At 71.2% G+C, this 13,297-nt stretch carries 11 protein-coding genes; 7 read left to right on the top strand and 4 right to left on the bottom strand.

What is annotated here, in order from left to right:
* Nucleotides 1-445 precede the first annotated feature (445 nt).
* Both FREUN1FDRAFT_RS03455 and FREUN1FDRAFT_RS03450 read left to right on the top strand, forming a co-directional pair.
* Entirely contained in the window at nucleotides 446-2,668 is a 2,223-nt protein-coding gene (locus tag FREUN1FDRAFT_RS03455; protein WP_006538552.1) for a hypothetical protein, read from the top strand.
* A 130-nt stretch (nucleotides 2,669-2,798) separates the two neighbouring features.
* Nucleotides 2,799-4,556 carry an FAD-dependent oxidoreductase gene (locus tag FREUN1FDRAFT_RS03450; RefSeq protein ID WP_035949400.1) on the top strand — a complete coding sequence of 586 codons (1,758 nt, stop codon included), beginning with the start codon at nucleotides 2,799-2,801 and terminating at the stop codon, nucleotides 4,554-4,556.
* Here the strand turns inward: FREUN1FDRAFT_RS03450 and FREUN1FDRAFT_RS03445 are convergent, their stop codons facing one another.
* A complete protein-coding gene (locus FREUN1FDRAFT_RS03445; RefSeq protein ID WP_006538550.1) occupies nucleotides 4,557-5,267 on the bottom strand; it encodes a hypothetical protein in 711 nt (236 codons plus the stop codon).
* Nucleotides 5,268-5,615: 348 nt separating this feature from the next.
* Between FREUN1FDRAFT_RS03445 and FREUN1FDRAFT_RS03440 the strand changes: the two genes are divergently transcribed.
* The gene (locus tag FREUN1FDRAFT_RS03440; RefSeq protein WP_006538549.1) at nucleotides 5,616-6,143 is read left to right on the top strand and encodes a peptidylprolyl isomerase; all 528 of its coding nucleotides are present in this window, start codon (nucleotides 5,616-5,618) and stop codon (nucleotides 6,141-6,143) included.
* 10 nt (nucleotides 6,144-6,153) lie between these two features.
* Nucleotides 6,154-7,359, top strand: a complete 1,206-nt coding sequence (locus tag FREUN1FDRAFT_RS45815; RefSeq protein ID WP_232295023.1) for a rhomboid family intramembrane serine protease — start codon at nucleotides 6,154-6,156, stop codon at nucleotides 7,357-7,359.
* 47 nt (nucleotides 7,360-7,406) lie between these two features.
* On the opposite strand, the gene FREUN1FDRAFT_RS03430 is transcribed toward FREUN1FDRAFT_RS45815, so the two are convergent.
* Nucleotides 7,407-7,853 (bottom strand): PH domain-containing protein, encoded by a 447-nt coding sequence (locus FREUN1FDRAFT_RS03430; RefSeq protein ID WP_006538547.1) that lies wholly within the window; start codon nucleotides 7,851-7,853, stop codon nucleotides 7,407-7,409.
* 201 nt (nucleotides 7,854-8,054) lie between these two features.
* Here FREUN1FDRAFT_RS03430 and FREUN1FDRAFT_RS03425 point away from each other — a divergent pair, with 201 nt between their 5' ends.
* Nucleotides 8,055-9,977 (top strand): glycoside hydrolase family 15 protein, encoded by a 1,923-nt coding sequence (locus FREUN1FDRAFT_RS03425; RefSeq protein ID WP_006538546.1) that lies wholly within the window; start codon nucleotides 8,055-8,057, stop codon nucleotides 9,975-9,977.
* Nucleotides 9,978-10,138: 161 nt separating this feature from the next.
* Here FREUN1FDRAFT_RS03425 and FREUN1FDRAFT_RS03420 read toward each other — a convergent pair whose 3' ends face one another.
* Nucleotides 10,139-10,405 carry a cell division protein CrgA gene (locus FREUN1FDRAFT_RS03420; protein WP_006538545.1) on the bottom strand — a complete coding sequence of 89 codons (267 nt, stop codon included), beginning with the start codon at nucleotides 10,403-10,405 and terminating at the stop codon, nucleotides 10,139-10,141.
* Between the two features lie 333 nt (nucleotides 10,406-10,738).
* Here FREUN1FDRAFT_RS03420 and FREUN1FDRAFT_RS03415 point away from each other — a divergent pair, with 333 nt between their 5' ends.
* Nucleotides 10,739-11,662: a DUF881 domain-containing protein gene (locus tag FREUN1FDRAFT_RS03415; RefSeq protein ID WP_006538544.1), complete on the top strand. Its 924-nt coding sequence runs from the start codon at nucleotides 10,739-10,741 to the stop codon at nucleotides 11,660-11,662.
* Nucleotides 11,663-11,770: 108 nt separating this feature from the next.
* Entirely contained in the window at nucleotides 11,771-12,439 is a 669-nt protein-coding gene (locus FREUN1FDRAFT_RS03410) for an aminodeoxychorismate/anthranilate synthase component II (RefSeq protein ID WP_006538543.1), read from the top strand.
* Nucleotides 12,440-12,499: 60 nt separating this feature from the next.
* Here the strand turns inward: FREUN1FDRAFT_RS03410 and FREUN1FDRAFT_RS03405 are convergent.
* The coding region (locus FREUN1FDRAFT_RS03405) for a PASTA domain-containing protein (protein WP_006538542.1) at nucleotides 12,500-13,297 on the bottom strand (798 nt) is incomplete at its 5' end.

The following is a 13,297-nucleotide window of genomic DNA, read 5'->3' as shown; positions in this document are numbered from 1 at the left end:
TGATGAACAGCCTGTGTTCCCCGTGTGGGCGCGGGGTGACTGCGTCCGGCGTGTCCCGTAGTGCGGCGGAGTAGCGTGCGGGTCCGGCCGAGGGTCCGCGTATCGTTGTCTCTTCCCCCCGGGGCTGACTGAGAAGCCCCGGCTGGTTACGGATGACAATGCTGCATTCGACGAGACCCGCTCTCGGGTGATGGTGTTGCGTGCCCGGAGTCATACGCACGCGACGGTCAATTGCTCGAAAATTCGATCGGACAACGGTGAGACCTCAGAACAACGCGATCTAGCCGCCGTGGAGGCCCTCCGCGACTGATAGCAAAGACCATCGAACGCGCCGACCGGCAGTCGTCGCTGCGTGACCACCCGGTTGCGGGCACGGGAGTTGACGGGGTCAGTGCCCCGCGCACCAGGCGACCACAGGCCACCAGGAAGGAGGGAAGGAGGAAACGTGGATTCCGACGCCACGACCCAGTTGCTCATTCCCGGCGCGCTGGTGATGGTCTGCACTCCTGACCGAGGAGTACCCGTCGCGGACGTGGAGGCCTGGCGAAAGGCCGTCCTCAACGCCAACTCGGGCGTGACACCGGCGATGCGGCTCGTCGCCACCTTGGTCGCCAACCTTGCCACCCCGGCGGGTCCACCCGCGCCCAGCGGGTCCTACATCGCCTCGCCGGGCCTTCCGGACCTCTGCGGGATGACCAACTTCAGCCGCACCCACTCCCAGCGCCAGCTGTCGGCCCTGCGTGCCAAGGGCTGGCTGGTGACGATCATCCGTCCTGCGGCGGGCCGGCCGGCACGGTACCTGCTGAGCGTGCCGAGCATGGTCGCGCAGGCAGGGGAGATCGCCCTCGCCGGTCCGGCTGTCGGATCCGGTTCGGGTGCTGGCCTCGGCGCGGCTGGCGAGCCCGGTCCGGCCGAGGGCGTCGCGGATCCCGGCCGAGCGGAGTCGACCACGCCGTCGGGTCAGGCTGCGGCGTCGCCTCGGCCTTCGATCCAGGCTGCGCCGCCCCTGGAGGATGACTTCCCCACGGGCACGCCGGCCGAGCGGCCGGCGCTGCTACGGCGTCGCAAGCGTGCGACGTACAGTTCGGCTGGCCGTGGGGTCGTCCGGGTCCGTCGCAAGCCGCGAAACCTCGAGCCGGCGGCTGTGACGGACCCGCGTGCGGCGGCCATGCAGTCGTCCGCCACCGTGGGGCGTGGTGCTGCCGCTCCGACCGGTTCGGCGGCGGGGCCCGATACCAACTACGACGAGCGCGCCGCCGCTGTCGGCGAGACCGCCTACGTGCCCTTCGGCTCGGCGGGCGCCGCTGTGGTCCCGGCGCCGGGGAGCCAGCCCGGGCCTGCTGCGGCCGGGCACCTGCACGCGGTCTCCGGCTCGGCCGGCCTGGCCGGGTATGCGGCGTCGACCGGCGGTTCGCCAGTCGTGGGGGACCCGACGCCGGCGGTCACGGCCGGCGGTTCGTCGGTCGGCGCGGTGACGTTCGGCGCGGGAGCAGACACCGAGCCACAAACCAATGCTGGTCCGCCGCTCGCCGGTCCGACGTCGCTGTTGGCCGACGCGCCGCGAGCGGCGGAGACCCAGCGAGCCGAAGACGGTGGCAGTGCCGTGCTGGTATCCGGCCCGGTAGCACTCGGGTCGTCGATCGAGTCGGGCGGGCAGCCGCCCGGGTCGGACCCCGAGCCGGAGCCGGACCCCGAGCCGGAGACCGATCGCGAGGCGGAGACCGATCGCGAGGCGGAGACCGATCGCGAGGCGGAGACCGATCGCGAGGCGGAGACCGATCGCGAGGCGGAGGCCGAGGCCGAGCGTGAGCCGGAGCCCGAACCGGATCCCGCCATGGAGGAGATCCGTACGGCCACCCGCCAGGTGATCGACATCCTCGCGAACATGCTGCGCTGCCCGGCCGAGGACTTCGCCGAACTGCACAAAAAAGTCTTCGACGTGCTGTGCGAGAGCAACTGGGCGCCGGTCGAGCTGGCCACCCATCTGGTGAACTTCGTCGCCAACGGTGTCTGGGTGAACGACGGCGGGGTTGTGGACAACATTCGGTGGCGCATGGACCGCCTGCCGCTGGGCGTGACCGAATGCAGTTGCAAGTCGTGCCTCGGCTGGCGGGCCATGCCGGACCGGCCATCGAAGCCGAAGTCGGCCTCTCGGCCCGCGTCACGTTCCGCAGGTGCGTCCGCGGCGGGCGGAAGCGGAAGTGGTACGGACTCACCGTCTGGTCCGGTGCGAGCGGTCACGACCTCGGCGACCACCAGGCCGGCGGCGGCGTCCGCCGGCGGCCCGGCCGGAGGCTCTCCCGTCTCCGCCGCACCGCCTCGGCGGCCCTCGGCCCAAGGTGGCCAGTCGGGCACGCGCCGGACGGGTGCGCGGGGCTCGGGCGCCCCACCCGCGTCGACGTCGGCGAATTCCAGCGCCCCCGCGGATCCGCTTCCGTTACCGACGCCGCAGGCGTTGCCGCCGCCGCCAGATCTGGCGGCGATCGTGGCCGCGGCGGAGGCCGGTGCGCAGGAAGCGCTGGAAAAACAGCAGGCACAGGAGCAGCGTGAGAAGCAGGAGCAACAGCAGACGCAGGAGAAGTGGGAGGTAGAAGAGCGGCAGGAACAACCGGCGCTCGATCTTGAGCCGGCGATGGAGCCGCTGGAGGACCCCGCTCAGGAACCCTGAGCGGATGGCTGTCGAGGCCGGCGGTCCCCAGGGCGTCGCGCAGCTGCGGGCGCCGCGGCGCTGAAGGCGCTGCGGGCATCCTCGGCGGGTTCCCAGCGACGTTCAGCACTCCGGCGGCATGATGGGGCACATGGGCGGTGACGGGACCGAACGTGTAGGGGCGGCCGTCGAGGGGCCGGGCGGCGTCGCGGGTTCCGCTGACTGTGATGTCCTGGTGATCGGAAGCGGCTTCGGGGGCAGCGTCGCCGCGCTTCGGCTCGCGGAAAAGGGCTACCAGGTCACCGTGGTCGAGGCCGGTCAGCGGTTCAGCCCCACGACCCTGCCGAAGACGAGCTGGGACCTCCGTAGCTACCTGTGGATGCCCCGGCTCGGATGCCGCGGCATCCAGCGGATCACCCTGCTCGGCAAGGTGCTGGTGCTGTCCGGGGCCGCTGTCGGCGGCGGTTCCGTCGTCTACGCGAACACGCTCTACCGCCCGCTGGAGGCCTTCTACCGCGATCCACAGTGGGCCGACGTCACTGACTGGCGGTCAGAGCTCGCGCCGTACTACGACCAGGCCGAGCGGATGCTCGGTTCCACCCGGAACCCGTCGACGACCCTGGCGGACGAGGTGTTCCGGGCGGTCGCGGGTGATCTGGGCGTCGCGGACACCTTCCGTCTGACTGACGTCGGTGTCTTCTTCGGGCGAGATGGCCGGCGTGAGCCGGGAGTGACAGTCCGCGATCCCTACTTCGGCGGCGCCGGGCCCAGCCGCACAGGCTGCGTCGAGTGCGGCGAGTGCATGACCGGGTGCCGCCGCGGCGCCAAGAACACCCTGGACTACAACTACCTGTACCTGGCAGAGCGTCTCGGCGCTCGGATCGTGCCCGACACCACCGTGCGCGCCGTTCGTCCCGACGGCCAAGGTGGCTACGAGATCGAGGCGGTGCCCACCGGCGGCGGCGGTCGTCGCCGCCGGGACGGCGTCCGCCGCTTCAGAGCCCGGCAGGTGGTGTTCGCCGCCGGCGCCCTGGGCACCCAACGCCTGCTGCTGGCCATGCGGGACGAGGGGCAACTGCCTGCGCTCTCCGCGCGGTTGGGTTATCTGACCAGGACGAACTCCGAGGCCATCCTGGGTGCGAGCAAGCTGCGGCCGGACAGCCGGATCGCCCGCGGTGTCGCGATCACCTCGTCCTTCTATCCCAACGATCACACCCATGTGGAGCCGGTGCGCTACGGCCGGGGCAGCAACCTCATGGCGCTGCTGTCCACCGCCATGACCGACGGCGGTGGGCGGATGCCCCGCTGGGTGAAGTTCCTGCTGACCGTGGCCCGCCGCCCCCAGCGGCTCCTGCTCACGCTGCCCTGGCGCTGGTCGGAGCGAACCATGATCGCTCTTGTCATGCAGTCCCGGGACAACTCGTTGACGGTCCGCCGGCGCCGTGGTCCGTTCGGGATCTCATGGCTGACCAGCCGGCCGGGGCACGGCGAGCCGAGCCCGACCTGGATTCCGGAGGGCAACCGCGCCACCCGGCTGGTCGCCGAGCGGATGGGCGGCCAGCCCGGCACCGCGATCACCGAGCTCGCGGACATTCCCATCACCGCGCACATTCTCGGCGGTGCGGTACTTTCCACCGATCCCTCGCGTGGCGTGGTCGATCCGTACCACCGAGTGTTCGGTTATCCGGGCCTGCACGTGGTGGACGGTGCCGCGGTGCCGGCGAACCTGGGGGTCAACCCGTCCCTGACCATCACGGCCATGGCCGAGCGGGCCATGGCCTGCTGGCCGAACCGGGGCGAACCCGACCCGCGCCCGGAGCTGGGCGCACCATATCGGCGGATCGCCCCGGTCGCACCGGCCAGCCCGGCTGTCCCGGCGAGCGCGCCAGGACGCTACGACGTCGGGTGATCAGGAACGGCGGCCGGCTTCGGTCATCGCGTCCACACCCGGCATCTCCTCCAGCCCGGAGGTCGCCTCGGGCCCGACCCCGTCCGTGATGTTGCTGCGCACCGGCGGTACGGGCTCGGCCGTGATCGTCGCCTCGTCGGCGGACGAAAGGTAGCGGCGCGCCGCGACAGCGGCGACCGCACCCCCGGCGAGCAGGAACACGGCGACGAACTCGCGCCTCCGCCGCCGGTGCACCCGCGCGAGCCGTGCCTCCGCCTTCTCCAGCCGCTTCTCGAGCAGCTCCTGCGCACGGTCAGCCCGCTCGCGGGCCTTCGACTCCGAGCGGATCGCGCGCCGTGAGCGCGACTTCTCGAGCCGCAGTTCGGTGGCCATCCGGGCGCGCTCCGCGGAGATCTCCGCGCTGGTACGTGCCTTCTCGATGCGCCGCGAGGTCCGCCCCGAGACGTCGGAGGCCTTGCCGGCCGCGAGCCCCGCCGCCTTGCTGGCCGCCGCGCCGCCGGTGGCGGAGACGTCGGTGACCCGGTGCGCGAGGGTGCTGCCCACACCGCGTGTCGCCTGCGCCGCGGAACCGGCTGTACTGCCTGCCTTGAAAGCGGCCTTCGTCGCGGCGACACCGGCGCGGTCGGCCACGGTGCGCGCGGCGCCCGGGAGCCCGCTCACCGGCGCACTGTCCGTCACGTGCGCCAGTCTGTCCTTGAGTGTTGTGCTCATGGGTTCCCTTCCGCTGACTGCGTCGTCTGACTGCGTCGTCGGGTGTCGCGATCGGAGGTGAGGGCGTGCGCGTGGTGGGAGCCCCACCGGCTGAAGCGCTCCGTCAAGATCTGTGCAGTCTCCCGTACCCCGTGCGCCGGCTCTTACAACCACGGCGGCCCACAGTGCCGTGTCACCTACGCTTGCGACACATGCCCGATGCTGTCCCCGGCGGGCCCGTCGGGCGGGATGGTGCCGCCCTGCCCGGAGCTGGCACGCCACGTGACCGATGCGGCTCGGTGGGGCGGCATACGATCGGGCGAGACAAGCCGTACGTGATGAAAGACGAAGACGGAGAGAAGGCAGGCCATGGCCGAGGAGCTGTACGCGACGCTGCGCACGACTCAGGGCGACATCGAGATCAGGTTGTTCCCCGATCACGCGCCGAAGACGGTCAAGAACTTCGTCGGGCTCGCCACCGGAAGCCGGGAGTGGACCGACCCGAACACCGGTGAGAAGAAGAACGGTGTTCCGCTGTACAGCGGGACCATCTTCCACCGCGTGATCCCGAACTTCATGATCCAGGGCGGGGACCCGCTGGGCAGCGGCCGCGGCGGCCCCGGCTACAAGTTCGCGGACGAGTTCCACCCCGACCTGCAGTTCAACAAGCCCTACCTGCTCGCGATGGCGAACGCCGGGCCCGGCACCAACGGCTCCCAGTTCTTCATCACGACCGCTGCCACCGACTGGCTGAACCGCAAGCACACGATCTTCGGTGAGGTCACCCGGGGCACCGAGGTCGTCGACGCGATCGGCAAGGTGGAGACGGGCGCGCAGGACCGTCCGAAGACGGACGTCGTGATCCAGGAGATCGTCATCGACCGTCGGTCCGTCTGAGAGTCCGGCCGTGACCGAACCGTCGGCGGGTGACGGCGGCCGTGCCCCGGCCGGCCCGCGGGATGTGACGCCGTCGCCGCCCGGCGGTGGCGGTGGCGGTGTCGAGTCGGGCCCGGTCACGGCGGGAACCTCCGGGGAGGTCTCGCCCGGCGCTGTTCCCGCGCCTGATCAGCCGGGGAGGTGGGGTGGGCCGATCACGCCCGGGGGCGCCGTTCTGCCCGGCCAGCCGACTCCTTCGAACGAGTCCGGTCAGCCCGGGCCCTGGAGCCAGCCCGGCCCCGCGGGCCAACCTGGTCAGCCTGGCTCCTGGAGCCAGCCCGACCAGCCCGCTCAGGCTGGTCAGCCCGGCTCCTTGGAGCAGCCGCACTGCTACCGGCATCCGGAGCGCGAGACGTACGTCTCCTGCCAGCGATGCGGGCGACCGATCTGCCCGGACTGCATGCGGCCGGCGGCCGTCGGCTTTCACTGCCCGGAGGAATCCGGCGGCGGCTCCGGGCGTGCTGGCTCGGCTCGGCCCGGCAGCCGGAGCAGGCCGGGTTTCGGGAGCCGGGTCGGGCGTGGCCGGCAGGGGCTGGTCACCCAGGTGCTCATGGGCCTGTGCGCGGTCGCCTACGTCCTGCAGGGCCTGCCCGGGCTCGACCGGAGCGGGAACAACCTGAACCAGTTCAGCCTGGACTTCCTGCTCAGCGGCGTCGACATCGCCTTCTACGACCAGTACTACCGGTTTGTCGCGGCCGCCTTCCTGCACGGGAACTTCCTGCACATCCTGGTGAACCTGTACGCGCTGTTCATCATGGGTCACCAGCTGGAGGCGGTCGTCGGGCGACTTCGGCTGATCGGGCTGTTTCTCGCCGGCGCGGTCGGGGGGAACGTCCTGAGCTATGTCGTGAACGGCCTGGAGACGAGCTCGCTCGGCGCATCGACCGCGATCTTCGGCTTCTTCGGCGCGTTCTATGTGATCGCCCGCCGAATGCGGGCTGACACCACCCAGATTCTGATCCTGATCGTGCTGAACTTCGCGATCACGTTCTCGCTCAGCAGCATCGACCGCTGGGGCCACATCGGTGGGCTGGTGGCCGGGACCATCGTCGGCGCGATCTACGCCTACATGCCGGCGCGCCGCGGGGGCGCCGAGGCGGCCGCGGTGCTGACACTCATCGGTGTTCTCTTCGCGGCGGCCGTCGTGAAGACGTCCTCGCTGGGGCTGCCGGTCTAGGGCACTCGCCGCGTGCGCCCGGGACGCTCGCCGCGTGCGCGGGGAAGTCAGCCGAGGCGCGCGCGGTGCTCCTCGATGATGGTCGCGATCGGCGTGGGGTCCGTGCCGAGCTGGCGGCGGCTGAGGAACACCGGGCCGTCAAGCGTCTCGATCTCCAGCGTGCGCACGTGCACCAGGCGCCGGCCGTGACTCAGGGCCGCCGCGCGCACACCGGTGATCGCCGCCCAGGGCAGGTGCCGCCGGCGTAGCCCGTCCACGAGGTCGAGGCCGCCGGACGTCAGCCGCAGCGCCGGCCGCGCCACCGCGTCGCGCACGGCCAGGCCCACCAGGCCCAGGCCCACCAGGCCGACGAGCAGGCGCCCCGCGTTGTCCAGCGACGCGACCCGCCAGGCAAGGTCGGACACCGCCGCCACGACGAGCAGCACGAGGCCTCCCACGGCGTACCCGGCGCAGCGCAGCAGCGGAGGGGACCAGGACAGCTCGGCCGGCGTCATCGGTCGCTCCCTTCGCCCGGTGCCCTTCGCTCAGTGCCCTTCGCTCAGGGTGCCCGGTGACGGTGTCAGTTTGCCGACGTCCCGGCACGTGCGCTTGCGCCGCATGACGCCGTGATTACCATTCGCGTTCTTAGCCTTACTGAAAGTTGCGGCCGTTTTGCGGCGGTCGTTCCGGGTGTCCGGACCGGTGAAGGGGGAACGGTGGCGAAGATACCGATGCGACGAGGTGGGGGCGGCCCCTTCCCACCGATCGCCGAGTACGGGTTCCTCTCGGACTGCGAGTCGAACTGCCTGGTGGCCCCGAGCGGCAACGTCGAGTGGATGTGCGTGCCCAGACCGGACGCGCCGAGCATGTTCGGTGCCGTGCTGGACCGTGCCGCCGGCGGTTTCCGCTTCGGTCCGGATCGGACGTTCATCCCGGCCGGGCGGCGGTACCTGCCGGGCACCAACGTCCTGGAGACCACCTGGCAGACACCGACCGGCTGGCTCATCGTCACGGACTGCCTGGTGGTCGATCGGTGGCATCGAACCCACCGGCGCTCCAAGACGCACCGCCGCACACCGGGCGACTGGGACGCCGCCCACGTCCTGCTGCGGCTGGCGCGCTGCGAGCACGGGGAGGTCGATCTGAGCCTCGTCTGCGAACCCAACTTCGACTACGGCAGAAGCCCCGAGTCGTGGTGCTACGAAGGAAATGACTACTCCACAGGGGTCATCTCCCACGCCGGTTCGGACCCCGGTCCGTCCTCGCTGCTCTCCCTGCGGCTGCGCACCGACCTGCGGCTGGGCTTCGACGGCCGGCGGGCCCTGGCCAGGACGACCCTGCGGGAGGGGGACACCGCCTTCGTCGCGCTGACCTGGCGCGCGGAGGACCCGATGCTTCCCGACAGCTACCAGCAGGCCTGCTCGGCCGTCGAGCGCACCACCGAGTTCTGGCGGCAGTGGCTCTCGCGCGGGACGTTCCCGGACCACCCGTGGCGCCAGCACCTGCAGCGCAGCGCCCTGGCGCTCAAAGGCCTCACCTACGCCCCCACCGGCGCGCTGCTCGCCGCCGCGACGACGTCGCTGCCGGAGACCCCGCAGGGGGAACGGAACTGGGACTACCGGTACAGCTGGATCCGGGACTCGACGTTCGCGCTGTGGGGTCTCTACACCCTCGGCCTCGACTCCGAGGCCAACGACTTCTTCTCGTTCATCGCGGACGTCGCCGAGAACGCCGACGACATCCAGGTGATGTACCGGGTGGGTGGCGAGCCCCGGATCGACGAGGAGATCCTCGGGCATCTGTCCGGGTACGACGGTGCCACGCCCGTCCGGATCGGCAACGAGGCGGCGAAGCAGCGCCAGCACGACGTGTGGGGCGTCATCCTCGATTCGGTCTACCTGCACACCCGCTCGCGGGACTACCTGTCGGAGCGGCTGTGGCCGGTGCTCGTCCGGCTGGTCGAGGCCGCCGCGGAGCACTGGCAGGAGCCCGATCGGGGCATGTGGGAGGTCCGCGGCAAGCCGCAGCACTTCACCGTGTCCAAGATGCTGTGCTGGGTGGCGTTGGACCGTGGACGGCGTCTCGCCCAGATGCGCGGCGACTACGCCACCGCCGAGCGCTGGAGCGAGATCGCCGCTGAGATCCACGCGGACGTGCTGGCCAAGGGCGTCGACGACCGCGGTGTGTTCACCCAGTACTACGGTTCGGCCGCGCTGGACGCCTCCGTGCTGCTGATGCCCCTGCTGGGCTTCCTGCCGCCGACGGACGACCGGGTCAAGGCGACCGTGCTCGCCGTCGCGGACGAGCTGACCGTCGACGGACTGGTGCTGCGCTACCGGACGGACCAGACCGACGACGGCGTCGCAGGCGAGGAGGGCGCGTTCCTCATCTGCTCGTTCTGGTTGGTTTCGGCCCTGGTGGAGATCGGCGAGGTGACCCGGGCCCGCCAGCTCTGCGAACGGCTGCTGAGCCTGGCGAGCCCGCTGGATCTCTACGCCGAGGAGATCGACCCGGCCGACGGCCGGCACCTGGGGAACTTCCCGCAGGCCTTCACCCACCTGGCGTTGATCAACGCTGTCATGTATGTGATCAGGGCGGAGGACGGCGATTCGTACACACGGCCGTCCTCCGCCGGCTGACCATCAGCAGGTCCGGGCGCAGCAGGTCCGGGCGCCGGTAGCGGCTGGCACATCGGGCATAAGGGCGCGAGGCTCTGGATATCCACATTGTGGACAACGGTTGTGGACGAACAACACGCGTGGAAGTCACACCGTTGGCACAGCCGGCAGTCGTCGGGTGGTCAGCGCCACTGGGTAGACACGGCGAGGCCGATGACCACGAACCCGAACCCGATGAGGATGTTCCAGCCGCCGAGGCTCTCCATCCCCAGCACGCCGCCGTTGGAGAAGTAGTAGACGAGCAGGTAGGCGATCCCGATCAGGAAGAACGCCAGAATCATGGCGCCGAACCAGGGCGGCGACGGCGGCTTGCGCTTGGGGGCGCGCGTACTGCCCCCGGGGGCAGTCGCCGTCGACTTCTTCGGCTTCCGGGATCGGGATTCGGGCACTGCGAGCTCCTCGTGACCAGGTTCACACGGCGCGCCGACCGGGTCGCTTGGTCGACGTCATCTCCGAAGTTCGTCACCAGGGTAGACAGGGTGACCGTGCGGAAGCTGTGGGCACGGCCGACATGTCTGCGCCGGATGTCATGATGCCGCCGCCGGAGCCCGGCAGGCCCTGGCACTGCAGCATCCAGCGCCATGCCCAGCGTGGTCCTGCCGGTGTGCGAGGTGTGGCACGCGGCGTAACCTGCGGCGGGGAATCGTGGTGGTCGACGTCCTGCCAGCCGCGGCCGGTTCCCGGCGGCGCCACACAGAAAGGCCCGAAACGCGACGGACGACATGACAGGCGGCGCGGACGAGAGCGGCGGCGCGGACGAGAGCAGTAGCTCGGCGGAGGCCAGCAGCTCGGGTGAGAGCGGCGGCGCGGGCCAGCGCGGTGCGAACGCGCGCGCCACGGCCGGGTGGCGGGTCCTGGCGGCGGCGCTGGTCGCCGTCGTGGTCGCCGTCGTGGTCGCGGAGGCGGTCAGCGCGCCCCGGAGTGGCCGGCCCGGGGGAACGGGGGTGCTGAGCGCCGCGGGTTTCGTGGCGGCGGAGCGCCGTCGCCTCGACGAGGAGTCGGAACGGGTCCGGGCCGATCGGGAGGCGCTGGGGACTGCGCCCTCGTCGGCGCCGTCCGAGCCGGCGCCGGCGCGGTCCCCAGCGCCGGTCGAGGACCAGCCGGAGCCCTCCGTCACCGTCCCTGCTCCTGTCCCCGTTACCGCCCCACCCGCGCCGGTGGACCCGCTGCTTCGGCGTGCGGATCTCGCGGCGCAGGTCGGACTCACGGCCGTGCGTGGGCCGGCGGTGACCGTGGAGCTGGACGACGCGCCGCGGGAGAGCCGAGGCGGGCCGCTGCCCGCCGGAGTGCCCTCCCCCGGCCCGAACGATCTCGTCGTACATCAGCAGGACGTCCAGGCCGTGGTGAACGCGCTGTGGTCGGGCGGTGCGGAGGCGATGGCCATCATGGGCCAGCGGGTGACCCCCCGGACGGCAGTGCGCTGCGTGGGGAACACCCTCCTGCTGGAGGACCAGGTCTACTCACCCCCGTTTCGCATCAGCGCGATCGGTGATCCGGGCGCCCTGCGGAACGTGCTGGACACGGATCCGGGGGTGGCGCTCTACCGGGACTACGTAGCTGCCTACGGCCTGGGCTACCGCGTCACCTCCGAGGCGGATCTGGTGCTGCCCGCGTACACCGGCGGATCACTGACGACCGGGCCCTGAGCCGCCGGCGGGAGCTGGACGCGCCGAGCGTGCGGCAGGATGGATCCAGCACCTGCCGGCTGGCGTGGTGCGGTGTCTTCGCGCGGTGCGGTGCCTGTGGGAGGTCCGATGCGGATCCTGGTCGTCGACAACTACGACTCGTTCGTGTTCAACCTGGTCCAGTACCTGGGCCAGCTGGAGACGGAGTGCGTGGTGCGCCGCAACGACGAGATCGACCCGGCCGCCCTCGACGGGCTGGACGGCCTCGACGGGCTCGGTGTTGACGGCGTGCTCCTCTCCCCGGGCCCGGGGACTCCCGAGGCGGCCGGGGTCAGCATCCCGATGGTGCACGCCTGTGCTGAGCGTCGCCTTCCACTCCTCGGCGTCTGCCTGGGGCATCAGGCGCTCGGGGTGGCCTACGGCGCCACGGTCGACCGGGCTCCGGAGCTGCTGCACGGCAAGACCTCGGTGGTGCATCACGAGCAGGTCGGCGTGCTGGCGGACCTGCCCTCGCCGTTCACCGCGACGCGCTACCACTCGCTGGCGGTGGAGGAGCACACCCTGCCCGCGCAGATCCAGGTGACGGCGCGCACCGAAAGCGGTGTGGTGATGGCCATGCGGCACCGCGAGCTGCCGCTGGAAGGCGTCCAGTTCCATCCCGAGTCGGTGCTGACCCAGGGCGGCCACCTCATGCTCGCCCGCTGGCTGGAGACCTGCGGCGACGGTGGGGCGGCCCGGCGGCTCGCCCCCGCGCTGTCCGCGGAGGTCGAAACGCTGCGCCTGGCCGCCTTCGCCTGAGAACGGCCGAGCCGGCGGCGGTGGCCGCCGGCTCGGATCAGGTCAGACAGTTGGCTGCCGTCAGCCGCTGCCGGGCCGGCCGCCGCCCAGACCCAAGCCCCCCAGACCCGACCCTGCTGTCGCCGTTGCCGTCGGAGTAGTGCTCGTCGGCGGCGTGGTGCTGGCTGGGGGAGTCGTGTGCTCGGGAGACGGTGTCTCCTCAGGCTCACCCGAGTCGCCGGTCGGGGTCGGTGAGGTCGTCTGCTGGCTCGCCGCCACGACGATGATCTGCACGGTGCTGCCGCGGGGCGCAGCGCTGCCGACTGGATTCTGGTTGGCGACCGTGCCGGGCTGCCTGGACGGATCCGGCCTCAGAGCCTTCTCGACCTTGAGCCCGTACGACTCGAGCTTCACGGTGGCCGTCTGGACGTCCAGGTTCCGCACGTCCGGCACGTTGACGTTCTTGTTGACCACCGAGATCGTCACCGTGGAGTTCTTGGGAACGGAGGACCCGGCCGCCGGCTCGGATTGCTCGACCTCGCCCACGTCCTGCTTGGCGGCCTCGTAGTAGGGCATGACGCTGGCTTCGAGGCCGAGCGCGCTGAGGGCGTCCCTCGCCTTCTGCTCGGTCATGCCGACCAGGTTGGCGGGGACGAGTACCTCATTCGGCGCCGCCGCGACTGTGAAGGTGACCGCGGCGTCGGAGGCAATCTTCGATCCTTCGGTGGGATCGACCGCCAGGACGGTATTGGCCGCCTGGTCGCTCTCCTGGGCCTTCTGCTGGGGCTGCCCCGTCCACCCGCCAGCCTTCAGACGGTTGACCGCAGTGGTGTAATCCTGGCCGAGTAGACCGCTCGGGATCGTGATCTCCTTTGAGGA

It is taken from the genome of Parafrankia sp. EUN1f (genome assembly GCF_000177675.1).
Lineage (GTDB): Bacteria > Actinomycetota > Actinomycetes > Frankiales > Frankiaceae > Parafrankia.
The sequence above is the reverse complement of the archived record's forward strand: the minus strand, read 5'-3'. Positions and strand labels throughout refer to the sequence as shown.

Bases quoted from the DNA above. Each gene is read 5' to 3' on its own strand.
- FREUN1FDRAFT_RS03430 (WP_006538547.1), bottom strand. From the start codon at position 7,853: ATGACGCCGGCCGAGCTGTCCTGGTCCCCTCCGCTGCTGCGCTGCGCC.
- FREUN1FDRAFT_RS03410 (WP_006538543.1), top strand. From the start codon at position 11,771: ATGCGGATCCTGGTCGTCGACAACTACGACTCGTTCGTGTTCAACCTG.
- FREUN1FDRAFT_RS03445 (WP_006538550.1), bottom strand. From the start codon at position 5,267: ATGAGCACAACACTCAAGGACAGACTGGCGCACGTGACGGACAGTGCG.
- FREUN1FDRAFT_RS03415 (WP_006538544.1), top strand. From the start codon at position 10,739: ATGACAGGCGGCGCGGACGAGAGCGGCGGCGCGGACGAGAGCAGTAGC.
- FREUN1FDRAFT_RS03450 (WP_035949400.1), top strand. From the start codon at position 2,799: ATGGGCGGTGACGGGACCGAACGTGTAGGGGCGGCCGTCGAGGGGCCG.
- FREUN1FDRAFT_RS03440 (WP_006538549.1), top strand. From the start codon at position 5,616: ATGGCCGAGGAGCTGTACGCGACGCTGCGCACGACTCAGGGCGACATC.